The sequence below is a fragment of the Patulibacter sp. NPDC049589 genome, assembly GCF_040675535.1.
GTDB lineage: Bacteria > Actinomycetota > Thermoleophilia > Solirubrobacterales > Solirubrobacteraceae > Patulibacter.
On the sequence record NZ_JBFAPC010000093.1, the window covers coordinates 1 to 23,444 of the forward strand.

General features: G+C 73.7%; 21 protein-coding genes. 8 read left to right on the forward strand and 13 right to left on the reverse strand.

The window, feature by feature from the left end:
* The coding region (locus AB0L40_RS17045; RefSeq protein WP_364356956.1) for an O-antigen ligase family protein at positions 1 to 1,398 on the forward strand (1,398 nt) is incomplete at its 5' end.
* Positions 1,399 to 1,427: 29 nt separating this feature from the next.
* The gene (locus tag AB0L40_RS17050; RefSeq protein WP_364356959.1) at positions 1,428 to 2,390 is read left to right on the forward strand and encodes a glycosyltransferase family A protein; all 963 of its coding nucleotides are present in this window, start codon (positions 1,428 to 1,430) and stop codon (positions 2,388 to 2,390) included.
* A 548-nt stretch (positions 2,391 to 2,938) separates the two neighbouring features.
* On the opposite strand, the gene AB0L40_RS17055 is transcribed toward AB0L40_RS17050, so the two are convergent.
* The 4 genes from AB0L40_RS17055 to AB0L40_RS17070 form a co-directional block, all read right to left on the reverse strand.
* The gene (locus AB0L40_RS17055) at positions 2,939 to 4,036 is read right to left on the reverse strand and encodes a glycosyltransferase family 2 protein (RefSeq protein WP_364356962.1); all 1,098 of its coding nucleotides are present in this window, start codon (positions 4,034 to 4,036) and stop codon (positions 2,939 to 2,941) included.
* Positions 4,033 to 5,388, reverse strand: coding sequence for a right-handed parallel beta-helix repeat-containing protein (locus tag AB0L40_RS17060; RefSeq protein ID WP_364356965.1), 1,356 nt, complete (start codon positions 5,386 to 5,388; stop codon positions 4,033 to 4,035). The genes AB0L40_RS17055 and AB0L40_RS17060 overlap by 4 nt, the downstream gene beginning before the upstream one ends.
* Entirely contained in the window at positions 5,385 to 7,016 is a 1,632-nt protein-coding gene (locus AB0L40_RS17065) for an oligosaccharide flippase family protein (RefSeq protein WP_364356968.1), read from the reverse strand. The genes AB0L40_RS17060 and AB0L40_RS17065 overlap by 4 nt, the downstream gene beginning before the upstream one ends.
* A 234-nt stretch (positions 7,017 to 7,250) precedes the next feature.
* The gene (locus tag AB0L40_RS17070; RefSeq protein WP_364356971.1) at positions 7,251 to 8,003 is read right to left on the reverse strand and encodes a CpsB/CapC family capsule biosynthesis tyrosine phosphatase; all 753 of its coding nucleotides are present in this window, start codon (positions 8,001 to 8,003) and stop codon (positions 7,251 to 7,253) included.
* A gap of 319 nt (positions 8,004 to 8,322) precedes the next feature.
* On the opposite strand from AB0L40_RS17070, the gene AB0L40_RS17075 reads away from it, so the two are divergent.
* On the forward strand, positions 8,323 to 8,757 hold the full coding sequence (locus AB0L40_RS17075) for a GatB/YqeY domain-containing protein (RefSeq protein WP_364356974.1): 435 nt from the start codon (positions 8,323 to 8,325) through the stop codon (positions 8,755 to 8,757).
* A 309-nt stretch (positions 8,758 to 9,066) separates the two neighbouring features.
* On the forward strand, positions 9,067 to 9,624 hold the full coding sequence (locus AB0L40_RS17080) for a hypothetical protein (RefSeq protein ID WP_364356977.1): 558 nt from the start codon (positions 9,067 to 9,069) through the stop codon (positions 9,622 to 9,624).
* A gap of 64 nt (positions 9,625 to 9,688) precedes the next feature.
* Here the strand turns inward: AB0L40_RS17080 and AB0L40_RS17085 are convergent, their stop codons facing one another.
* The 5 genes from AB0L40_RS17085 to AB0L40_RS17105 all read right to left on the reverse strand — a co-directional run bounded on the left by AB0L40_RS17085 (position 9,689) and on the right by AB0L40_RS17105 (position 13,892).
* A complete protein-coding gene (locus tag AB0L40_RS17085; protein WP_364356980.1) occupies positions 9,689 to 10,087 on the reverse strand; it encodes an NUDIX hydrolase in 399 nt (132 codons plus the stop codon).
* A 100-nt stretch (positions 10,088 to 10,187) separates the two neighbouring features.
* On the reverse strand, positions 10,188 to 10,607 hold the full coding sequence (locus AB0L40_RS17090) for a hypothetical protein (protein ID WP_364356983.1): 420 nt from the start codon (positions 10,605 to 10,607) through the stop codon (positions 10,188 to 10,190).
* Between the two features lie 41 nt (positions 10,608 to 10,648).
* Complete coding sequence (locus AB0L40_RS17095) at positions 10,649 to 10,903, reverse strand: hypothetical protein (RefSeq protein WP_364356986.1); 255 nt, start codon at positions 10,901 to 10,903, stop codon at positions 10,649 to 10,651.
* 218 nt (positions 10,904 to 11,121) lie between these two features.
* The gene (locus AB0L40_RS17100) at positions 11,122 to 12,312 is read right to left on the reverse strand and encodes an acyl-CoA desaturase (protein ID WP_364357013.1); all 1,191 of its coding nucleotides are present in this window, start codon (positions 12,310 to 12,312) and stop codon (positions 11,122 to 11,124) included.
* Between the two features lie 284 nt (positions 12,313 to 12,596).
* The gene (locus AB0L40_RS17105; protein ID WP_364356989.1) at positions 12,597 to 13,892 is read right to left on the reverse strand and encodes a ferredoxin reductase; all 1,296 of its coding nucleotides are present in this window, start codon (positions 13,890 to 13,892) and stop codon (positions 12,597 to 12,599) included.
* 254 nt (positions 13,893 to 14,146) lie between these two features.
* Between AB0L40_RS17105 and fabR the strand changes: the two genes are divergently transcribed.
* On the forward strand, positions 14,147 to 15,058 hold the full coding sequence (gene fabR, locus AB0L40_RS17110; RefSeq protein ID WP_364356992.1) for an HTH-type transcriptional repressor FabR: 912 nt from the start codon (positions 14,147 to 14,149) through the stop codon (positions 15,056 to 15,058).
* Between the two features lie 297 nt (positions 15,059 to 15,355).
* Here the strand turns inward: fabR and AB0L40_RS17115 are convergent, their stop codons facing one another.
* A complete protein-coding gene (locus AB0L40_RS17115) occupies positions 15,356 to 16,480 on the reverse strand; it encodes a LysR family transcriptional regulator (protein ID WP_364356995.1) in 1,125 nt (374 codons plus the stop codon).
* Positions 16,481 to 17,072: 592 nt separating this feature from the next.
* On the opposite strand from AB0L40_RS17115, the gene AB0L40_RS17120 reads away from it, so the two are divergent.
* Positions 17,073 to 17,909, forward strand: coding sequence for a biotin/lipoyl-binding protein (locus AB0L40_RS17120; protein ID WP_364356998.1), 837 nt, complete (start codon positions 17,073 to 17,075; stop codon positions 17,907 to 17,909).
* 298 nt (positions 17,910 to 18,207) lie between these two features.
* Positions 18,208 to 19,119: a hypothetical protein gene (locus AB0L40_RS17125; protein WP_364357016.1), complete on the forward strand. Its 912-nt coding sequence runs from the start codon at positions 18,208 to 18,210 to the stop codon at positions 19,117 to 19,119.
* A 251-nt stretch (positions 19,120 to 19,370) separates the two neighbouring features.
* Here AB0L40_RS17125 and AB0L40_RS17130 read toward each other — a convergent pair whose 3' ends face one another.
* Both AB0L40_RS17130 and AB0L40_RS17135 read right to left on the reverse strand, forming a co-directional pair.
* Positions 19,371 to 20,345, reverse strand: a complete 975-nt coding sequence (locus tag AB0L40_RS17130; RefSeq protein WP_364357001.1) for a D-alanine--D-alanine ligase — start codon at positions 20,343 to 20,345, stop codon at positions 19,371 to 19,373.
* On the reverse strand, positions 20,342 to 21,652 hold the full coding sequence (locus AB0L40_RS17135; RefSeq protein WP_364357004.1) for a PLP-dependent aminotransferase family protein: 1,311 nt from the start codon (positions 21,650 to 21,652) through the stop codon (positions 20,342 to 20,344). The genes AB0L40_RS17130 and AB0L40_RS17135 overlap by 4 nt, the downstream gene beginning before the upstream one ends.
* A 213-nt stretch (positions 21,653 to 21,865) precedes the next feature.
* Between AB0L40_RS17135 and AB0L40_RS17140 the strand changes: the two genes are divergently transcribed.
* Entirely contained in the window at positions 21,866 to 22,540 is a 675-nt protein-coding gene (locus tag AB0L40_RS17140) for a GNAT family N-acetyltransferase (protein ID WP_364357007.1), read from the forward strand.
* 382 nt (positions 22,541 to 22,922) lie between these two features.
* On the opposite strand, the gene AB0L40_RS17145 is transcribed toward AB0L40_RS17140, so the two are convergent.
* The coding region (locus tag AB0L40_RS17145) for an N-acetylmuramoyl-L-alanine amidase (protein WP_364357010.1) at positions 22,923 to 23,444 on the reverse strand (522 nt) is incomplete at its 5' end.

The window sequence follows — 23,444 nt, forward strand, 5'->3', positions numbered from 1 at the left end:
GCAGAGCGGCCCGCGTCGCGCGGCCCGCTCCGCGCGTCCGTCGGCGCCCTGCGCCGCGCGACCGGTCCCGGCGGCGACTGGCCGCGCACGCGGCGCGTGGTGCCGTGGGTCGTCGCGCTGTTCGTCGCGATGCTCTTCCTCGTGCCGTTCGACGCGGTCGTCCTGCCGGTGAACCTCGGCGTCGACTCGAAGATCGACCGCGCCCTGATCCTCGCGCTCGCGCTGGCGGTCGTCGTGGCGTGGCTCGGCGGCGGCCGGACGGCCCCGCGGCTGCGGCGCAGCCCCACCGACTTCGCGCTCCTCGCGTTCGGGTCGGTCGTGGTCCTCAGCCTCGCGCTGAACCTGCCGGACCTCTCGCACGCCGGGCAGATCGGCCTGGCGCTGCGCCGGGTCGCGCTCCTGGCGTCCTATGCGGTCTTCTTCTACGTCGTGGCCTCGTGCGTGCGGCCCAGCGAGGTCCCGCACCTCGTCACGCTGATCATCGCGGCGTCGGTGCTGACGGCGCTCGGCACGATCGTCGAGTACCGCTCGCACGTCAACGTCTTCTACGAGACCTCGCGCGCCCTGATCCCGGGGGCGACGGTGACGCCCGTCCCGGTGGCGCCGGACCTCGCCCGGGCCAACGTCGTCGGGCCCGCCGGCCACGGGCTCGCCGACGCGACGCTGCTGACGATCGCGCTGCCGTTCGCCGTCCTGCGCTTCGTCGAGCGGGCCGGCTGGCGGCGGCTCCTCTACGGCACCGCCGTGGTGCTCGTCGTCGCGGGTGGGATCGCGACCGTCCGCCGTACCGCGCTGATCGCGATGGCGCTCGCGCTGCTCGTCGTCGTGCTCTACCGCGGCCGCGAGGTCTGGCGGTACCTGCCGCTGCTGCTCGTCGCGCTGGCCGGCGTCAGCGTCCTGGCGCCCGACGCGCTGAGCGGGATCGTCGACCAGCTGCGCAACGTGCAGAGCGACAGCTCCGCCGGCGACCGGATGTCGGACTACCCCGCCGTGATGCCGGACATCGCGTCGCACCTGGTCGCCGGCCGCGGCTTCGGGAGCCTCGACATCCGCAATTACCGGATCCTCGACAACCAGCTGCTCGGCACGCTGATCGAGACGGGGGTCCTCGGCCTCGTCGCCTTCCTCTGGGTGGTGGCCTCGCCGCTGCTGACCGCCCACCGCGTCGCCCGCGCCGGTGGCCCGCTCTCGGGCGCCGCGGTGGCGATCATCGCCGCGAGCGCCGGCTTCCTCGCCACGAATCTCCTCTACGACGCCTTCGGGTTCCGGCAGGCGATCTACGGCTTCTTCCTGATCGCCGGTCTCGCGGTCGTCGTCGCCCGCGGCCACGACGAGGAGCGCGTGGCGGCGGACGGCACGATCGTCGTCCCCGGCTCGACGGCGCGGGGATCGACATGAGTGGGACCACCGGCACGGAGGAGGCTGCGATGGTGCGCACGAAGATGATGACGGCGGCGGCGGAAGACACGGCGCTGCCGGGGGCGGACGCGGACCGCCTGCGGGTGGCGATCGTCGTCTGCTTCCTCGACGAGGAGGCGCTGCTGCCGACGTTCCTCGCGTCGCTGGCGGCCCAGACGGTGCCCCCGGAGCAGGTGCTGCTCGTCGACGACGGCTCGCGGGACGACTCGTTCGCGCTGGCGGCGGCGTTCGCGGCCGAGCACCCCTGGGCGCGGGCGCTGCGCCGGCCCCAGCGGCCGCAGGAGGGGGATCGTCTGGTCAGCGCCGCCGAGCTGCGGGCCTTCCAGTGGGGGGTCGAGCAGCTCGCGGAGCCCTGGGACGTCGTCTGCAAGATGGACGCCGACCTCGACCTGACCGCGACGCTCGTTGCCCGGGCGCGGGAGGCGCTCGCCGCCGATCCCGGGTTGGGGATGGTCGGCAGCTACCTCCGGGCCCGCCACCCCGACGGGGTGCTCCGGCGCGAGCCCCACCCCGAGGTCCACGTGCGGGGACCCAACGAGTTCTTCCGCCGGGCGTGCTTCGAGCAGATCTCGCCCCTGCCGGCGATCCTGGGCTGGGACACGATCGACGAGCTGCGCGCCCGCCGCCGGGGCTGGCGGACCCGCAGCCTCGAGCTGCCGGAGGGCGACGTCGTCCACCTGCGGCCGACCGGGATGCACGGCGGTCGTCTGCGGATGTGGCGCCGCCACGGCCGCTGCGCCTACGGGGCGGGCACCCACCCGCTCGCGATCCTCGTCGGCGGCCTCTCCCGCGCCCGGATGCGCCCCTACGGCCTGTCGGGCCTGGCCTACGTCTGGGGGTGGGCCTGGGCCGCCCTCCGACGCGTGCCCCGCGCCGACGCCGACACTCGCCGCCACGCCAGGACGGAGGACGTCGCCCGGCTGCGGGCGGCGTTCCGGCGGAGTGCGGCGCGGGTCGATCCGCGGGGGTGAGGGCGCGGGGCGGGCGGTAGGGGACGACGCGGAGCGGGCGGCAGGGGACGGGTGGGGCGGCAGGGGACGACGCGGGGCAGGCGGCAGGGGACGGGTGGGGCGCGGGCCGGTGCAGGCCCGGGCCGGCCGCAGGGCGTGGCCGCTCCGACGGGCGGGCGCCCGCCGTGCCGGGCACGCACACCAGAAAACCTTCCTGCCAGGTACGGAATCTGGTTCGGGTGGTCGGCCGGCGGCGGTTCGCGGAGGGCAGCGGATCCGCCGGGCGTGGGCCGGCCGCGCTGACCAGGAACCCTTCCTGCCAGGTACGGAATCTGGTTCCGGTGGTCGGCCGGCGGCGGTTCGCGGAGGGCAGCGGATCCGCCGGGCGTGGGCCGGCCGCGCTGACCAGAAACCCTTCCTGCCAGGTACGGAGTCTGGTTCCGGCCGTCTCGAGGCCTACCGACCACTGTCCCCGCCCCGCCCCGCCTCGCCTCGCCTCGCCCCGCCCGGCCCCGCCCGGCCCCGCCCGGCCCCGCCCCGCCCGGCCGAACGGGCCGAGGGGGTCGGTATCAGGCCCCCGGCCCGTAGCCCGCGCGCCAGGTCGCGCGATCGCGCCAGACCTGGGTCCAGGCGGTGGCGTGGGGGCGGCCCAGGGCGGCGGCGACCCGGGCGCCCGCCGCGCGGAGGGCCACGCCGACGTGCAGGAGGGCCAGCCCGGCACGGGCGGCGAGCGGCGGGTGGTGGCGGCGCAGCACGGTGGCCTTGGCGCGGTGGATCAGGACGAGCTTGTCGCCGGACGAGGACGACGACGCGCCGCCGAGGTGGACGACCGTCGCGTGGGGCACGTGGAGGGGCCGGGCTCCGAGGGCGCGGGCGCGCAGGCAGAGGTCCTGGTCCTCGCCGTACATCCAGAACCGCAGGTCGAACCCGTCCAGGCGGTCCCACAGGGCGCGGGGGAGGAGCAGCACGCACCCGGTGAGCCAGCCGACCTCGCGCACCGTGTCGCGCCGCCAGCCGCCGATGCCCTCGGGGTTCAGCCGGCCGTGGCCCGGGAACGCAGTCGACAGGCCGGAGGCGAACAGCGCGAGGCTGCGGACGGTCGTGGGGCCGAAGCACGAGGTCGGATCGAGGTCGCCGTCCGGCGTGACGGTGCGGGCGCCGTAGAGCCCCGCCGCCGGGTGCTCGTCCGCGAAGTGGTGCAGGCGCTGCAGCGCGCCGTTCAGGACGACCGTGTCCGGGTTCAGGAGCAGCAGATGGCGGCCGCGGGCCTCGCGGGCCAGGAGGTTGTTGCCGCGCGCGAAGCCGACGTTGTCCTCGCGCGCGAGGAGCCGGACCTGCGGGAACTCCGCGGCGATCATCTCGGCGGTGCCGTCCCCCGACGCGCTGTCGAGGACCAGGACCTCGAACGCGACGCCGCGCGTCTCGCGGTAGACCGAGGCGAGGCAGTCGCGGACCATCGCCGGGTGCCGGTGGGTGACGATCAGGATCGAGAGGTCGACCGGGCGGTCGGACCTGAGGGCCGCGACTGGGTCGTCAGTCGTCGGGTGATCGGACCGGGGGGCCTGGACCAGGTCGTCGGTCGTCGGGTGGGGGCCGGTCGGGTGGCCGGGTCCCGGGGCCGGGACCGCGTCGTGGGTGGTCGAGACGTCGACCGGGTGGTCCGTCATCGCCAGTCCTTCCGCGGCACGTAGCCGACGGTGCGGGCCGCCGGGCCGGTGCGGGGACGGTGACGCCACTGCTGCCGATCGGCCACCACGCCGCCTGCGCCGCCGACGACGACGCGCGTCGAGGCGAGCGCCCCGGTGACGCGTGACGCGCCGCCGACGACGTCGCCGCGGCCGCGGCCGCCGGTGATCTCGCCGGCCAGCAGGTTGTGGGCCTGGAGCCGCAGCGTCACGCCGGGCTCGCGCAGGTAGCCCGCGGCCAGCACGTTGTTGGCGATCACCGCGCCGTCGGCGGCGGACGGCGCCGGCTGCTTCGGCGAGTGGCGCAGCATCAGGCCCTGGAACCGCGAGTCCGCGACGGTGTTGCCGACGAACCGCAGGCGCGGCGTGTCGATCATCTGGACGGCGGCGGCGCCGGCGCCGACCAGCAGGTTGTTCTCGACGCTCAGGTCGCGCACCGGCCCGCCGATCGTCGGCTCGACGAACAGCAGCTGCACGCGCGAGTCCGTCAGGACGTTGTCGTGGATCGCGATCCGCCGGCTGCCGCCCATGATCTGGATCGCGTCGTTGTGGATCGCGCCGTCCGGGTCGTGGAGGTCAGTGATGGTGTTGCGCTCGATGCGGGCGTCCTCCCAGTAGGCGAAGTTCAGCCCGTCGGAGCGCATCCCGCGCAGGTCGTTGCCGCGCACGAGGATCCGCCGGATCGGGTGCCCGCTCCGGGACGCCACCCCGGCGCTGGCGATGCCGTCGAAGCAGCGGCGGAAGCGGCTGGACTCCACCGTCAGGTCGTGCGTCCCGTTGCGGGGGGCCAGGCACGCCGTGCGGGCGTCGGGGGTGGTGAAGCGCACGTGCCGGAAGGCGACCTCGCCGGTCTCGCGCGCGAGGTTCGCGGCGCTGTTGGTGAGCGTCACGGTGTCGGAGAACGAGACGCGGCGGAACGAGAGGCCGCGGGCGCCGACGGCGTTGAGGCCCGCGACGGTCGCGGCCGTCCCGCGGCCGGGACCGAGGATCCGCACGGCGCGCCCGAAGCGGCGGCTCGTCTGCACGGCGGGGTAGGCGCCGCCGGCGAGCAGGATCGTCGTGCCGGCGTCGGCCTTCGCGAGCGCGGCGCCGAGCGATCGCAGTGGCGCGCGGCGGGTGCCCGCGGCGGCGTCGTCGCCGTTCGGCGCCGCGGAGATGAGCGGGCCGTCGTCGGCGGGGCGGGACGCGGCGGTGCGCTCGACCGCGGCGTCCGGCGCGGTCGAGCTCGTCTCGCTGCAGCCACCGACCGCCAGCGCGACGCCCAGCGCGGCCGCGCCCGCGAGCAGGGATCGGGTCGGGCTCGTGCGGGCTCCGCGGCGGGGCGGCGTGCTCATGCGGTGCCTCCCGCGGGCTCCCGGGCGGGGCGGCGACGGCGGAGGACGAGGGCGGCGGTGTCGGTCAGCTGGCGCCACGTCCCGCCGAAGACGAGCCGCAGGACGGCGAAGTACGTCGCGAACGTCAGGAGCGTGCCGAGCAGCAGCCACGGGACGTCGCCGATCGCGTCCGCGCCGAGGGCCGCGGCGCCCGCGCCCACGCCGAACGCCGCCGTGGCGGCGAGTGCGGGCGGGCCGACCTCGGCGAGCAGCTCGCGGAGGCCCGCCCCGGTCTGCGGCTTGACGAGGTACAGCTGCGACACGACGACCATCACGAGGTGCATGGCCGACACCCCGACGCAGATCGCGACGAGGCCCTCGTCGGCGAGCCCGACGAGGACCCCGACGTACGCGGCGATCATCAGCACGTTGAACGCCAGGGCCTGGCGCGGGCGGCCGCCGGCGATCGCCAGCGGCTGGATCCCGCTCATGATCGCCTGGCCCAGGCCGGCGACGGCGAGAATCTGCGCGGGGAGCGCGGCGGGCGCCCACTGCTCGCCGAACAGCAGGGGGATCAGCACCGGCGCGAGGACCGCGAGCAGCGCCAGGAACGGCGCCGTGGCGATCGCGTTGACGGAGACGATCCGCGAGCGCAGCCGGTTCGTCGTCGCCCGGTCGGGGCTGCGGGCGAACAGCGGCAGGCCGAGCCGCAGCATCACGACGCTGAGCTTGCCCTGGTACTCGCCCCCGAGCTGGAACGCGCGGAAGTAGTAGCCGACCTCGCGCGCCGGCAGCAGCCCGGCGAGCACGAGGTAGGCGACGTTGCGCCGCAGCGCGATGATGATGCCGCTGATCGACGTCAATGCGCCGAACTCCGCGATGTCGCGGAACGCCCGGCGCTCGAAGCCGAAGCGGGGCGGGCGCGCCACGCGCATCAGCAGGAACGTCTCGATCGCGGCGCCGACCACCGGCCCGATCACGAGCGCCTCGCCGTCCACGCCCGAGAACGCGAGGGCGGACGCGACGACGACCTGGAAGATCGTCCCGAGCACCTCGAACGTCGACTGGCTGCGGAAGTCGAGCCGGCGCATGACCGTGGCGCGGGAGACGACCCCGAAGCCCGCGATCGCGTAGCCCGGCGCGGTGTACATCAGGAGCTCCGCCGAGCGGTCGCCGAACAGCGCGCGGCCGGCCGTCACGGCGAACAGCACGATCAGGCCCGCCAGGACGAGGCCGGAGAGCACGGAGAGCGTGTGGGCGGTCCGCCGGTGCTCCTCGCGGAGCAGCTTGCGCTGGACGAGCGGCGAGCCGAAGCCCTCGAACGTCAGCATCACCGACAGCATCTGGAAGGTGACGGCGACGGCGGCCGAGCCGACCTCGCCCGGCGGGATCAGCCGCGTCAGCAGGATCATCGCGCCGAGCGCCGCGACCTCGGCGACCATTCGCACGCCGAGCGTGATCCGGGCGCCGTTGATCGTCGCCGTGCGCAGCTCGTCGCGGCTGACCGTGCCGTGGGCGCTGCCGTCGCGGCCGACGATGCCGTCGTCGGCGAGGGCCGCGCCGGGCCCCGGCGTCCCCTCCGGCGCCGGAGCGTCGTCGGGGGCGGGATCGCCGCGGGGAACGTGGGGCGTCGGATCGTCGCGGTGCACGTGACGGGTGTCCGCGCCCGGACAGGGGGGTGGGGCGGGAGACCGGTGACGGACGCTAACGGCTGCCGGCGCCGCTGTCGCCGGTTCGGCGCGTCGTGTGCGCCGACGCACGGTACGCCGTATGCGTCCGGGCGGCGTGGTGTCGCACCCGGCGCCGGCTGCGACGGGCTCCGTCGGCCCGGGCGGGTGTGGCCCCGCGGTGGGGTGCGGCGCGGCGTGGCGCGGCGCTCAGCGTCAGAAGCGGCGGCGCCTCGCGGGGCGGGGGGCGAACGCCGGCCGCGGGGGGACCGGGACGCCGTCGAGCAGGGCCCGTGGGACGTCCGCGCCCATCCAGGGGGCCAGCGGTCCGTAGCCGGCCTCCTCCATCGGTGCGGACATCCCCGGCGCCCGGTGCGCGTCGTCGTGCGCGTCGGACGCCACCACGTGGATCAGGCCGGCGTCCACGTAGCGCCGGGCTGCCCCCTGGACGGTCCGGCCGAAGAAGCCGGTGAGCGCGCCGGCGGTCACCTGCGCGAGGCAACCGGCGGCGACCAGGCGCTCCAGCAGCCCGGGGTCCGTGTGGAAGGACGCGCAGCGCTCGGGGTGGGCGAGGAGCACCCGGACGCCCCGGCTCTGGACGATCCCCACGAGCCCCTCGATGCCGGGAGAGTCGACGGAGATCGGCGCTTCCAGCAAGAGCCAGGGGCCGTCGCCGAGCCGCAGGCCGGCGAGCTGCTCCGCGCTCATGTCGACGGCGCGGGTCAGCGCGACCTCGGCGCCGGCGAGCACCTCGAGCTCGATGCCCTCCGCCCGCAGCGCGGCGTTGACCTCGGCCACGCCGGCCTCGATCACCTCCGGCGTGTTCGGGTAGTCCCAGCCGACGTGGGGCGTGGCGACCACGACGCCGGTCCCGCGGGCGACGTGCTCGCGGGCCATCGCGAGACTGCCCTCCAGGTCGTCCGGCCCGTCGTCGATGCCGGGGAGGATGTGGCAGTGCAGGTCGATCACGAGCTCCCGGCCATGATGGCGGACCGGGCGCCGGACCGCACCATGCGCAGCGGCTCGTGCGGCATGACGCCGTGGGGTGGGGCCGTGCGCGGGCGGGGCGGGACCTCGAGGGTGGGGCCGTGCGCGGGCGGGGCGGGACCTCGAGGGCGGGGCCGTGCGCGGGCGGGGCGGGACCTCGAGGGCGGGGCCATGTGCGGGCGGGGCGCGCCGCCGGAGGGGCGTCGCGGGCGGCGGCCCGGAGGCCCCGGACTCGAATCCGCGGCGTCCGCGGGCGTCCCGCCGCGAGGGCCCGCCGGTCGCGCCGGGCTACGGTAGGGGGATGAGCATCCTGCAGCGCGTCCAGGCCGACGTCACCGCCGCGCGGAAGAGCGGCGACAAGCAGCGCGTCGGCGCCCTGCAGCTCGTCCTCTCCGAGCTGCAGAAGGACGCCAAGGAGGGCAAGGGCGACGAGCTCGCCGTGCTGCGCCGCGAGCGCAAGCGCCGCGAGGAGTCCGCGGAGACCTACGAGCAGCACGACCGCCCCGAGCTGGCGGTGCCCGAGCGCTACGAGGCCGGCCTGATCTCCGCCTACCTGCCGCAGGAGCTCGGGGACGACGAGCTGCGCGCGCTCGTCGGCGACGCGATCGCCGAGACCGGCGCGACGAGCCCGAAGGACATGGGCCGCGTGATGCAGGCCGTGGTCGCGGCGGCCGAGGGGCGCGCCGACGGCAAGCGCGTGTCGGGACTCGTGCGCGAGGCGCTGCAGGCGCTCTGAACGGCGGCCCACCACCCGCAGAGCGCCCGCCACCCCGCGGAGCGTCGGGCCCGCAGGCCGGTCGCCGCGCGAGGCGCTTGGGAAATCACCGGTTCGTCGTCGATTCCCACAGCGGCTTTCGGGGAGGCCGGGCGCCGCGGTGCCCGCGCTACCTCGCCGAGGCTCGGCGGTCAAACGACCGTCCATCATGTGTCCACGTGGGCGTCCGGTGGGCCGTCTCAGCCGTTGGTCCGTTTCCTCGCGGGTGCGTCGCGGGAATCCGCGGCCCGGGTCGACAGGAACAGCAGACTCCTCGTCACCCGCTGAACCGTGTCCTTCGCCTCGTCGCTCACCTCGAACCTCCGTCGCGTCCCGGCCCGGCAGGAACACGCGCCCGGGGCCGGGCGCCGCGCGATCGTCGCGCACGTCGACCGCTGGTTCGCCGCCCCGCGGCCGGCGACCGAGGGGCGGGCGGTGCTGGTCGTCCTCGACGTCGACCTCGACGACGCGCTACCGGCGGGCGAGACCGAGGAGGCCGCACGCCGCGACCGGTTGGGTCGCACCGTCGAGCGCGCGCTGAGCGCCCACGTCCGCGCGGGTGACGCGGTGGCCCGGATCGACGTGGGGCGCTTCGCGGTGCTGCGCGGCGGCCTTTCCGGGACCCTCTCGGTCGGCACGGAGGCGCGGGAGATCGCCCGTGGCGTCGAGGAGGCGCTGGTCGACCGGCCCGAGGGCTTCGGCGCGCGGGTCACCGTCGGCGGCTCGACGCTGGTCGACGGCGCGGCCCGCGGTGGCCAGGCGGCGCTGGGTGCCGTGACCGCGGCGATGCTGCAGGGCAAGCTGCTCAGCGACGACCGCGTGGTCGTCGTGGTGGCGCCGGGCGGCTGAGCCCGGCGCCGTCGGCCGCAGGCGCGGGCGCCGCGGCCGGCCGCGACCGACCGGGGATCCCGGGTCAGACGATGATCGTGCGCTCCGCGGCCTCGCGGACGATGTCGTGGTCGTTCGGGTACGTGAGCAGCGCGATCGCGTCGTTCGGGGCGACCCAGCGCAGCTCGTCGACCTCGTCGTTGGCGAGGAAGTCGCCCGAGACGATCGACATCAGCCAGTAGCGGACGAGCTTCGGGCGGCCCTTGTGGTCCTCGTAGCGGACCTCGGTGAGCTCCTCGCCGAGCGCGACCCGAAAGCCCGTCTCCTCGCGGATCTCGCGCAGGGCGGCGTCCTCGAACGACTCCCCGGCCTCGAGCTTGCCCTTGGGCAGCGACCAGTCCTCGCGGTATGGCCGGTGGACGACCGCGATGCGGCCGTCCCGGACGATGACGCCGCCGGCGGCGTGGACCTCGCGCGGGAACATCCGCGGAGGATATGTCGTGCGAGCCGGCGCCCGGTTGCCGGGCGGTGTTCCGGATCGTCCGGTGGTGGCGTGGCGATCCGGCGCCGGGCGCCGGCGGCGGTCAGCCGCGCCGGCGCAGCCGGCGCAGCAGGCGGGCGACGAGCGAGGGGCGGGCCCAGCGCGGGGGACGGACCCGGGTCAGCCCGCGGGCGTGGGCGGCAGGCCAGTCGGCCCAGCCCTCGCGGCCGAGGACCGTGACCGCCGTGTAGGTGCCCTCCCGGCCCCGCTCGTCGCGCATCAGGACGACGAGCAGCCAGCCGCCGATCTGCACGAACAGGTCGGCCTCGTTGCGCGAGTCCGCCCACCGGGGACGGTCGGGGACGACGCTGCCGTCCCGCGCGACGAGCCGCTTCAGCTCCGCCTCCAGCTGCGCGCGCGGGCGCTCGGGGACGCCGGCCCGCTCGCAGAACCGCTCGAGCGCGTGATCGGACCAACCGATCCGCAGGCGCTGCGTGGGGAGGGTCGTCGCTGCGGGTGACACGGACGCCGGATCGTACGCGGGGCGGACCCGCGGGGACCGGGTCAGGCCGCCGCGTCGTCCGGGTCCGCGGCGGCGGCCTCGCGGGCCGCACGCTCCTCGGCCTCGGCCGCGTGCTCCTTCAGCGCGCGGCCCGAGGCCTCGCGCATCTCGAACACGTCCGTCGCGAACGACCCGATCTCGCGCGCGACGTCGCGCACCGCGCCGGTGACGATGGTGGCGATCCGGCCGACGTGGGTCGCACCGGACTCGACGGCCTCCTGGACGAGGTCCTTGCGCGTCTCCAGCGGTCCGGGCATGGCTCAGAGGGTAGTCGCTGCGGCCGCACGCGGTGTGGGAGACGACACGGCGCGACCGGCGGTAGGAACCCCTGCGCACGACGGCCGCGGCGACGCGAGGTCACGCGGCCGCCGTGTCCCGTCGGCTCGCGAGGCCGCCGACGGGCGTGGTCGTGCGGTGGCCGTGCCGGTTCGGGGCGGTGCCGGCGCCGGTTCGTGGCGGTGCCGGCGACCCGGGACTACGCGGCGGCCGTGCTGCGCCGACTCGAGACGGCGCCCGCGATGAGCCCCGCGGCGCCCTTCGCGCCGGCCGCGGCGGTGCGCGCCACGCCGACGGCGACCTTCCCGACGCGACCGGTCCGCGGCGCGTCGACGTAGTCCTGCAGCTCCGCGGCGGTCGGCACCGAGAGGCGCGCGATCTTGCGGAAGACGGTGAACAGCTGGTACGGCAGCGGGCCGGAGTGGTAGTCGAGGCCGTAGCGCTCGCACGCCTCCTTGACGTCCACCGAGATCTCGGCGTAGCGGTGCGCCGGGATGTCGGGGAAGAGGTGGTGCTCGATCTGGAAGCTCAGGTTGCCCGACATGACGTGGAAGAGCTTCCCGCCGGTGAGGTTCGCCGAGCCCAGCAGCTGGCGGACGTACCAGCCGCCGCGCGTCTCGTCGGCGGTCTCCTCCTCGGTGAACTCCTCGACGCCGTCGGGGAAGTGGCCGCAGAAGATGATCGAGAAGGTCCACAGGTTGCGGACGATGTTGGCCGTGACGTTGGCGGTCAGCGTGGCGGGCGCGCCCGGGCCGGCGAGCAGCGGGAAGAGGACGTAGTCCTTGAGCGCCTGGCCCTTCACCTTGTCCCAGATCGCCTTGAGCATCGGCAGCCGCTCGCGGACGTCCCACGTGCCGGTGCGCAGCTCCTCGGTCTCGAGGTCGTGGACCGCCACGCCGTACTCGAACAGCAGCGCCAGGGCCGAGACGTAGCCGAGGTTGCCGAGGAAGTACGGCTCCCACGGCTGGTCGGGGCTCATGCGGAGGATCCCGTAGCCGATGTCCCGATCCTTGCCCACGATGTTCGTGTGGGTGTGGTGCATGTAGTTGTGGCTGTGGCGCCACTGGTCGGCCGGGCAGGCGGTGTCCCACTCGAAGGTGCGGCCGTTGAGCTCGTCGTCCTGCATCCAGTCGTACTGGCCGTGCATGACGTTGTGCCCGATCTCCATGTTGTCGAGGATCTTCGACGCGGAGAGGGCGGCGACGCCGGCGAGCCAGAACGGCGGGACCCACGCGAACTCCAGCAGCGCGCGCCCGCCGATCTCCAGCCGCCGCTGTGCCTTGATGACCGAGCGGATGTAGGTCGCGTCGCGCTCGCCGCGGTCGGCGAGGTGCTTCTTGCGGATCGCCTCCATCTCGCGGCCGAACGCGTCGAGCATGTCCTGGCTCATGTGCGGGACGGCGTGCAGCGGGCCCGGGGTCTTCGAGGTGTCCCCGCCCGGGGCGGCCACGGCGACGTCGGTCGAGGCGGTCGCGCGGGTCGATCCGCCGGCGGGACGCGACTCGCGGTCGGGCGCCTTCGGCGAGAGCGGCCGGTCGGACTTCGGGACGGCCTTGAACTCGTCGTCGCTGTGGGTGGGGGTGGCGGTCGGGGTGCTCATGCGGGGCTCCTCGGGATCGTGGTGCGGGGAAGGGGGTGGGCGGTCGCGGGGACCGCGGAAGGGGGGGGGTGCCGTCAGAGCGCGACGGAGACGTCGCCGACGGGGGCGGAGACGCAGATGCGGATCTCCTCGCCGGGCGTCCCGCCGATCTCTCCGCTGAGCGTGTCGCGGACGACGCCGGAGTTCAGCGTGCACTTGCAGGTGAGGCAGATGCCCATGCGGCAGCCGTTCACGGGCGACAGCCCGGCGGCCTCGGCCTGCTCGAGCAGCGTCGAGCCGTCCGCCTCGGCCGCGATCCCGCTGCCGGCGAACGTCACGGTGCCGAGCTGGCCGGGGTCGAGGTCGGGCAGCACCGGAGGCGCGAAGTGCTCGAACCGCAGCGGCGTCGCGAGGCCCTCGTCCGCCCAGAGCGAGCGGACGGCCTCGACCAGGGCGCCGGGCCCGCAGACGAACGCGGCGGCGTCGGCGTCGGCGGGCAGGACCCGCGCGAGGTGCTCGCGGCCGAAGCGGCCCGTCAGACGGGCGCGTGCCCCGGCGGCCGGACCGGGCGTGGGTGCGTCGGGGGAGCCGGCGAGCGGCGCATCGGCGGGATCGGTGAACGGCGCGTCCGTCGCCGACGGACCCGCGTCGCGGGTCGTGACGACGTGGACGGCGACGTTCGGGTGGGCCGCGGCGATCCGCTCCAGGTCTCCGGCGTAGAGCACGTCGGCGGCGGACCGCGCGTAGTGGAGGAAGGCGATCGGCCCGTCGTGACCTTCGTCGGTCAGCGTCCGCAGCATCGACAGCACCGGCGTGATCCCGCTGCCGCCGCTGATCAGGACGATCCGCGAGGGCCGCGGATCGGGCAGGACGAAGTCCTCGCCACGCGGGACGGAGAGCCCCACGAACATGCCGGGGGTCGCGTGCTCCTTCAGGTACCGCGAGACGACGCCCTCGGGGTGCCGGCGGACGGTCAGCTCGATCTCCTTCGTCCGCGGGTGGGCGGACGCCGACGGCGAGTAGCTGCGGCGGTGCCGCACCCCGTCGACGTCGACGGAGATCTCGACGTGCTGCCCGGCCCGGAACCCCGGCCACGTGCCGGTCGGGCGGAGCGTGAGCGTCACGCTGTCCGTGTTCTGGTGGCGGACGGCGACGATCTCGCCGCGGATCCGGCGGACGGCCCACGTGGGCTGCAACAGCTCGAGGTAGTGGTCGACGTCGTGCGGGCCGGCCAGCGCGTCGGCGACCTTCGTCCCGAGCAGCCGCTGGGCGAGCCCGCCGCGCCGCGCGCCGGACCGGCGCGGGGACGCGGCGCCGGAGCCGGAGGCCGACGAGCCGGAGCCCCCGGGGGCGGAGCGATCGAGGATGAGGGGCAGGGCGGAGGCGGTCATGGCGGGCCGGGAGGTCGGTGGTGGTCGCTGGGCGCCGGACGCGGGCGCCGGTCGGTGCAGCGGACCGCCGGAGCGATTCAGTGCACAAGTGTTCGGTGAACAGCTGTGCACAAGACTAGCCCGGTGGCCTGTGCCGTCAAGTGATCCGTAGGCTGTGGCAGTGACATCGGGCACACCGCCGCCGTGCGGCCCCGATCTGCTGCTGTCATGCCCCGAGTGACCGATCGACAGACCACCGCGACGAGGCCCGGCCGATGACCGGGTCCAAGCGCGACGGGCCAGCCGGGCCGGGGGCGCTCCGACTGGTCGAGTCGACCCCGGCGGACGACGTGGCCGCCGGGCGCGGCCCAGCTCCCGCGGCGGCGGCCACCACGGCCGCGGCGACGGCCACCACGCCCGCGGCGACGGCCACCACGGCCACGACGCCCGCGGCGACCGCCACCACGCCCGCGGCGACGGCCACCACGCCCGCGGCGACGGCCACCACGGCTACGACGCCCGCGGCGACCGCCACCACGCCCGCGGCGACGACGAGCGACCGGAGCGACGACGATGCGCCACTGACGCGCCAGGAGCGGAAGCTGCGCACGCGCAACGCGCTGCTCGACGCGGCGCTGGACCAGCTGGAGAGCCGCAGCTTCGGGGCGATCAGTCTGCGCGAGGTGTCGCGCGCGGCGGGGATCACGCCGACGGCCTTCTACCGGCACTTCGAGTCGATGGAGGAGCTCGGGCTGGTCCTCGTCGACGAGTCGTTCGCCTCCCTGCGCGAGATGATGCGCGCCGGCCGGGCCGAGGCACAGGCCCCGGGCGACGACATCCGCGCGTCGGCGGCGACCCTCGTCCGCCACGTCGGCACCCACCAGTCGCACTACCGCTTCATCGCCCGGGAGCGCTCGGGCGGCATCGCGAGCCTCCGCGCGGCGATCGCCCGGGAGATCCAGTCGTTCTCGAACGAGCTGGCCGACGACCTGCGTCGCTACCCGGTGCTGGAGGATCTCGACCAGCCGAGCCTCGAGCTCGTCGCCGGTCTCATCGTGACGGTCATGGTCGCGACCGCGGAGCGCCTGCTGGACGCCCCGCCCGGCGCCGAGGACGCGATCCGCCACAACACCGTGAACCAGATGCGCCTGATCGTCCTCGGCTCCCTGCGCTGGAACCGCGACTGAGAGCAGCGCCCCGTCGTTCCCGTCCCTGGCGCTGGAATCGCGACTGAGAGCAGCGCCCCGTCGTTCCCGTCCCTGGCGCTGGAATCGCGCCTGAGAGACACGCCGATCACGTTCGGCTCGTTCTGCAGGGGTGGCGACCGACAGGTGCGCCCGGTCGCGCTCGGTTGGTCGTGCCGGGTCACGACCGAGAGGCTCGCCCGATCCGCTCGGCTGATTGCGCCGGGGTTGCGGCCGATAGACGCACGCCTTCTCGCTGGGCTCCCTGCCCTGGGAAAGCGATAGACCTCGGCGGTCCGCCTACCCGTCGCGGCACCCATTCGACGACCCGTCGCTGGATTCGGGCCGCGACGCCGGGTCCTCGGCCCCGAAGGTCGCCCAGTAGAGGCGGTCGGGCCCCTCCAGGGCCCAGTAGTCGATGGCCAGGTGGAGCTCGACCGCTCCCCGGTCGCACGCCTCCCGGTAGCGCCGGATCGTCTCGGCGCGGCTGCGCTCCTGCGACCGTGCGAGCGCCGCCTCTGCGCCGAGCTCTGCACGCTCGCGACGACGCAGCTCCAGCTCGGCCGCGACGGCCGCGCGCCGAACTTCGAGCTCACGCCGCTGTGCCGCCCGCCGCGGGAATCGCGCGTCGAGGTCGTCCTGACGCAACCGCATCGCCGCTCGCACGAACTCCCGCGCGTGCTCGGACCCCACAGGCAGGGGCGGTCCTCCCGCCGACGCGGGAATCGCAGGCAGACGCGCTCCTCCCGCCGGAGCGGAGAGCGCATCGGCGGAAGCCGGCGAACCCTCCCACGAAGCCGGCGAACCCTCCCACGAAGCCGGCGGACCCTCCCACGAAGCCGGCGAACCCTCCCACGAGGCGCGCCAGGCCACGGCCAGCCACCCCGGCTCTCCGGCGCCGACGCGCAGGCCGCGCATGCGCTCGAGCCGGCAGGGGCGTGGATCGACCAGGCTCGGACCGGTCGGGACCGGCGCGACGTGGCGCCCGATCACGACCTCGAGGCCTCCGACCCCCATCTGGCGCCCGGCCTCCCGCCGATCCAGACGCCGGACGTCGACGGACCACCCCGGGTCGACGTCGCGCAGCGTCTCGGCCAACGCGTCGATCTCCGCGTCCGGTTCGGAGATCACGGCGACGCGGACGACTCCCATACGCCCCTCCCGGATGGCCTGGGCGGTGGCGCCGACCTGCGCGGCCGCGGCCACCATCCGCCGCGCGTCCGGCAACAACGCGGCCCCCGCCTGCGTCAGGGAGATCCGGCACCGGTGTCGCCGGTCGACCAGGCTGAGACCCAGCCGCGACTCCAGCGCGCGGAGACGCCGCGCGACCGTCGCCCCCGTGAGCCCGAGCGTCGCTGCGGCCCGCCCCAGGTGGAGCTCGTCGGCCGCTGCGACGAAGGCCGCGATCTGCTCGGCGTCGTCCACGTTCGCCAACCTAGGCGGGCACGGCCCTCGGGACCCGTTGTCACCGATCCGGCACGAATCCGGCACGCCGAGGGCACGCAACGTGGCAGATCGGATGCTGACGGCTCGGACTGGGTGCTCACGCGACGGCCGCTCTGGGAATCACCGCTTCGGCGTCGATTCCCGTAGCGGCCGTCGCGTGGACCCCGTGTCCGGCTCCGGCGGGCGAGCAGGCGGACCCGCTGGGCGTCTGGCGGGGGGTCCCGGACGAGCGCGGCCGCGGGTCCTTCCGCGTTCTGGTGCGGCGTGGGCCCCCCACCTGCTCCCGCGTCGTGGGGGGGGCGTGGGCTCCCATGCGGTCCCGGGATAGAGAGCGCCGTCGGCTCCTACCTGGTCCTTCTTCGCAGTCGGACGCGGGCCCCCATGCGGTCCTGCGTCGCGGTGGAGCGTCGGCTCCTGTGAGGCCCCGCGAACGGGTGAATCCTCCGCTCTTACGTGGTCCCGCGACGCCTCTTATGGTCCTCTGCGTCGGTACTGGCAGCTTGACCTGGTGCCTTCAGGACTCCCCGAACGCCGCCGACTCCGTCTGCCCCGGTCTCCGGCCACGGTCGCCATGGGCGCGATCGCGACCGCCACCGTGATCGTCGCGGTCGTGACGGTCGGGCCCGAGGCGGCTGCGCAGTCGGAGGGCCGGGTCGTGACCGCCAAGGCCGGCGTCGTCCAGCAGACCGTCTCCGGGACCGGCAACCTGGCGCCGGCGAACCAGGTCGACCTCGATTTCGCGACGTCCGGGACGGTCAAGCGCGTCTTCGTCAAGGAGGGTCAGCACCTCGAGGCCGGGCAGCTGATCGCGCGGCTCGACGATGCGCGCCAGAAGGTGGCGGTCGCCCAGGCCGAGGCCGCGCTCGACGCCGCCCGCACCGCGCTGGACGATGCCGAGGACGCCGACACCACAGCCTCCGTCACCGGTGGGACCACGACGACGGTGTCCGCGCAGCTCCATGGGGCGACGGCGGATCTGAGCGGTGATGCCTCGTTGCAGCCTGCCCCTGCTTCGGGGGTCGGCGGTCCGGTGCTTTCGGCGGCGGCGTACCGGGTGGGCGGACGTCGAGAAAGAGTGCTCGTCGTGGTCGAGAAAGAGTGCTCGTCGTGGAGTGATCTCTCCCAGAGTTTCGGAGAGGCCCAACACGGGCCAGCGGGCCACAGCCTGGCGATCGCACGGCGATCAAGCTCGCCCGATTCGAGATGCGGCCCGAGGGCCCAACCCACGGCTCCGCGTTCCGTCGGGCCGCTGCAGATACGGATCGACGCGCCGGGGTGCCGGCACAGCAGAGGGAGCGAACTGGGCCGATCTCCCGAGGCGGCGCCGGCCGATTGGGCGCGGGTCGTCCACCGCACAGCACATATGCGCCGGGACCACTATCCACACCCTGTGCGTTACGCCTGTTGACTACCCCACCATCCCCGTTTCACGTGAAACGCTGCCGATATCGCAACACTCGTCCACCGCTCTATCCACAGGGCCCGCAAGCGTTCTACGTCGAGTTTCACGTGAAACGGCCGAGCCTGTGGATAACTTCTGTGGATAACTTCAGGACGGGTGTGTGGAGGAGAGCACGCTCACCGGTGTCGACATTTGGGGTGCATTCGGGAGGGTGGAAAGCCGTCCCTCGGTAGTGCGAAATTGACCCGGGACAGCCCCTCCTGACCTGGGCTAAGGTCACGTCGTGTCCGAGAACACCGCCCCCATGCCCGACTTCACCCGCTGGCCTTCGTTCCCCTTCGAAGGCGACATGCGAGTCAAGAAACTTGCCGCTCCGGTGGAGGTCGAGCCGCCCCGCAGCGGTGAGGATGCCTCCGACTGCGTGGCCTGTGGAACGCCCGATGACGCGTACATCTGGGTCAGCGAACGCTGGCGGGTGCGGGCGATGGACCGGCCGACCGGCCTGCCCATGGTCTTGATCCTGGAGTGCCGCTCCCACCTCGACCTGGGCGACCTGCCCAACATGCTCGCCGCGGAGCTCGGTGTCATGACGGTCCGGCTGGAGCGCGCGATCCGCTCCCTGGACGGCGTCGCCCGCGTCCACGTCAACCGGTGGGGTGACGGCTCCGCTCACCTGCACATGTGGTTCCTGGCGCGGCCCTACGGCCGGCTGCAGCTGCGCGGCACCTTCCTCTCGCTCTGGGACGACATCCTGCCGGTCATCCCCGAAGCCCAGTGGCGGGAAAACCTCGCACTCGTCGCCGCGTGGCTGGCGGATTTCGGCGGCAAGGCTAACGCCGAGCCGGCCCACATCCAGTGGGAGTCCCCAGCCACGTTCAGCCCGCCGACAGCTGTGGACAACGAGCCGGAAACCTCTGTGGACACCGAGGACAATCGCCGACCCGCCACCCTCAGCGACATCGAGGCAAGCCGGCCCGCGCCGAGCGGACCGGGAGATTCAGGGACCGTCGTGCAGCAAGAAAACCCAACCCCACAGGACCATGGGGTACGGGACTTCGACGCACCGCCGACCGCAGCGGGACGGGTGGTGGACGCTTCCGGCGGAAGTCGTCCGGCAAACGACGGAGGTCCCGACCGTGCAATTCCTCGCGGTCCGCAGTCGGGAAATGGCAGCCCGATGAACGACATGAAGGCGACGCTGCCAGGCCAACACTGACGCTGACCGCAGCGATGTGGATATGCAGTCAGAGCTGACGTAGCCATGAAGACGGAAGGCCAGAGGCACGGATCGCCAGGTAGCCGGATCAGCCCGAGATGGTTGAGCCCGGCAGACGGAAACACCGAGATGGTTGAGCCCGGAAGACGGGAACGAGGAAGGCCCGGCGCAGGTAGAGCGCCAGGCCTTCCGTCAATTCCGAGCCGTCAGCCCCTCAAATCCGAGCCGTAAGCCCCGTCAATTCCGAACCGTCAGCCGACCTGCCGGGACACCGCCCGCTCGACCAGCGCGCTGAAGACCGCCCCCAGATCCACCCCAGCCGCCTGAACCGCCAGCGGCAGCAGAGACGTCTCGGTCAACCCGGGCGACACGTTGCACCCCAAAACCTGCGGCTCCCCGTCCTCCCGCACCATCACATCGATGCGGGAGAGATCACGCAGACCCAATGCCTTGTACGCCGCCAACGCCGTCTCCGACACCCGGGCCGCCACCGCCGGATCGAGCCGGGCCGGTACGTGCCACGTCGTCAGGCCGGCCGTGTAGCGGGCGGCATAGTCATAGACCCCGTCGCGCGGGACGATCTCGACGATCGGCAGAGCCTGCGGCCCGGTCCCGAGGTCGATGATCGACACCGCCACGTTGGTGCCGGTCACGAACTGCTCGACCAACGCGGTCGAGTCGTAAGCGAAGCAACCCACCATCGCAGCCGGCAGATCAGCGGCATCCCGGACCACCGCGGCGCCCAGACCGGAACCGCCCTGCGCCGGTTTCACCATGAGCGGCAGGCCGAGCCGGTCGACGATCCGGTCCAGCACGGCCACCGCGCCGAGCTCGGAGAACCGGTCGTGCGGCAACGCGACCCAGTCGGGGGTGGGGATGCCGGCCTCGCGCAGCATCGACTTGGCCGACGGCTTGTCCCAGGCGAGCCGGGCGGTCCGGGCGTCGGCCCCGACATACGGAATACCGCAGAGGTCGAGCACACCGCGCAGCGAGCCGTCCTCACCGGTGGCGCCGTGCAGGGCGATGACCACCGCGTCCGGCGGGTCGGCCTGCAGCGCCGGCAGGAGGGACACGTCGGCGTCGTGCTGTTCCACGTGGAGCCCGGCGGAACGCAGCGCGTCCAGAACCCGGCGGCCGGACCGCAGGGACACGTCCCGCTCGTAGGACAGCCCACCGGCGAGCACCAGAACTCGAATGTCGTCACGCGTACCCATGCGCTTGATCATGCCAAGTCGGGGCCGGGAGCGTCGGCAGCGGCCGGACCACGACGTCGGTGGTGGCTCAAGGCGGCGGAGCCGCCGAAGACGGCGCGCATCGCCAACTCCTGCTCCATCACCCCGGACAGGCGCCGCACGCCCTCACGAAGCCGCTCCGGGGCGGAGAACGAGAAGTTGAGGCGCATGTTGCTCCGACCGGTCCCGTCGGCGTAGAAACCCGTTCCGGGCACGTAGGCCACCCGGGCGGCGATCGAGCGCGGCATCATCGCTTTCGAGTCGAGGCCCTCGGGCAGGGTGACCCAGACGAACAGGCCGCCGGTCGGGCGGGTCCAGGTCGTGCCGTCCGGCATCAGGTCGTGCAGCGACGACAGGAGAGCGTCCCGGCGCTCCCGGTAGATCTCCCGGTACACCTTGATCTGCTGGCGCCACGGCATGGTCGTCAGGTATTGCGTCACCGCGCTCTGGGCGAACGCACTGGGACACAGCACGTTGGCCTCGCTCATCATGACCAGCTTCTCCCGGACCGCGTGCGGCGCCAGGATCCAGCCGACCCGCAGGCCAGGCGCGAAGGTCTTGGAGAACGTGCTGACGTAGAAGACGCCGTCGCGCCGACGGGCCCGCAGCGGCAGTGGGGCGTCACCCTCGAAGGACAACATCCCGTACGGATCGTCCTCGATCACCAGCAGGCCGGCTCGCTCGCAGATGTCCAGCACCTGCTCGCGCCGCTCCTCGGAGAGGGTGACGCCGGCCGGGTTCTGGAAGGTGGGGATGGTGTAGAGGAACTTGGCCCGGCGGCCGGCTCGTGCGGTGGCCTCGATGGCCTCCTCGAGTGCTGCCGGGATCAGGCCCTCGTCGTCCATTGCCACGTGCCGCACCTGTGCCTGGGCGGCCTGGAACACGCCGAGTGCGCCGACGTAAGTCGGCCCCTCGGCGAGCACCACGTCGCCCGGGTCCAGGAACAGCCGGGCGAGCAGGTCGAGGGCCTGCTGTCCACCGACGGTGACGACCACGTCGTCCGGTGAGGCGTTGGTGATGCCGGAGAGGGTCATCACGTCGCAGATGCGCTCGCGCAGGTCGATGGTGCCCTGGCCGATGCCGTACTGAAGGCTGACGGCGCCCTGCTCGGTGGCCAGGCGCTCGAGCATCTCGCCCACCGCGTCGAGGGGGAGCGCAGCGATGTACGGCGAGCCGCCGGCCAGGGAGACCACCTCGGGGCGGCTCGCCACGGCGAACAGGGCCCGGATCTCGGAAGTGGTCATCCCGCGCACGCGTCGCGCGTACCTATCGGTGTAATCGTCCTGGGTCGTGCCGGTCATTCGGTTCTCACCTCACTGAATCGTCGGTCGGAACGCCATCGATCCTAGACGGGAAAAGCACGACCGAGTCTGGTCGTCCCATTCGGCAGTTGCCCGACCTGCTCCCGTTCATGGCGATTGCGACGTAGGATTCGGCGGGGGCGCGGCGGAGCATGTGACGGCGACCGTGCTTCGATACCGGTCAAGTCCGTGCCTGTGAGCGAGGGGTCCGCCATGTCGCGACGCCTGGTCAATCTCACCCTCGACACCCTCGAGGATTTGCCCCGGCCGTGCCGCCAGTGCGTCTATTGGGAGCTCGACCCGGTCTCGGCCGAGCGTGCCTGCGCCACCGGCGATCCGGGCCTGGAGAAGGAGGCCTGGGTCTCCCAGACCCTGCTGGAGTGGGGTTCGTGCGGCAAGCTGGCCTACGTGGACGGCATGCCGGCCGGTTTCGTGATGTACGCGCCACCCGCCTACGTCCCACGCTCGATGGCGTTCCCCACGTCCCCGGTGAGCGCCGACGCCGCCCTGCTGACCACCGCCAAGGTGGTTCCGGCGTTCGTCGGTGGTGGCCTCGGCCGGATGCTGGTCCAGGGCGTGGCCCGTGATCTGACCAAGCGCGGCGTCAAGGCGATCGAGGCGTTCGGTGACGCCAAGGCCGGCGAGGCCGACGACGATGACGAGCGGGCCGGCACCTGCGTGGCCCCGGTCGACTTCTTCCTGTCTGTCGGCTTCAAGACGATCCGCCCGCACCCGCGCTACCCGAGGCTGCGGCTGGAGTTGCGCACCGCGCTGTCCTGGAAGTCGGACGTGGAATACGCGCTGGAGAAGCTCCTCGGCTCGATGAGCCCGGAGACGCTGCTGCGCCCGGTCCGCCCGGTGACGGCGACCAGGTCAGCGGACAACTAAAAGATCAAACCCTTGCTTCGGTACGCGTAACCGACCGCCCCGCCGAAATCGACCCCGTCCCCGCTTGCTCCAGCGCGACGTGGGTGCCCACTCGCGGCCGTCCAGCGGCCGCCGGGCTGATGCGGTGGTTCTTCGGCTGGGCCTCAGTGCTGACTCGCGGGTACGCGAGTCAGCACTGACAGCCAGGCCGACCCACGAGACGGCCCGGTTACGACGGGAGAAGCGGGGACGGCGGGTGGGGTGAGCGCGACCCCGTGCTTCAGCCCGGCGGTCGCCGGGCGGCCGGGACCGGCACCCACGCCGCGCTGGAGCAAGCGGGGACAGGGAGGACGAAGGGGGACGGTCGGTTACGCGTATCCCGGAAAGTTCTTGACCTTGACCCTCAGGCGCGGTCGGCCAGCGCCATCCGCAGCTGCCGGACGTCGATCGACCCGGTCGGGACGTCGCGCTCGACCGGGAAGTACATCCGCTGCACCGCGGCCAGGATCGCCTCGACGATCTGCTCCCGGAACAGCGGGTCGATCAGTCGCTCCCGGTCGGTCGGCGAGGTCAGGTAACCGAGGTCCACCCGGACCGTCGGCATCCGGGTGAGCCGCAGCAGGTCCCAGGTCTTCGCGTGGGTGCGGCAGTCGTGCATCCCGGTGCGCACCACGATCTCGCGCTGCACCAGGTTGGCCAGGCGCTCACCGACAGTGGAGCTCAGCCCGTTGCCGGTGCCGTAGTGATAGGTCGCCACCCCCTCGGCCGTCTCGACGGAGTGCCCGTCGAGGTGCAGGGAGATCAGCAGGTCGGCGCCGAGGCTGTTGGCCAGCGCGGCGCGCTCGGCGCCGCTCATCGGGACGGACGGCGACGGCCCGCGGGTCAGGTGCACCCGCATGCCGGCTGCGGCGAGCCGGCCCTCCAG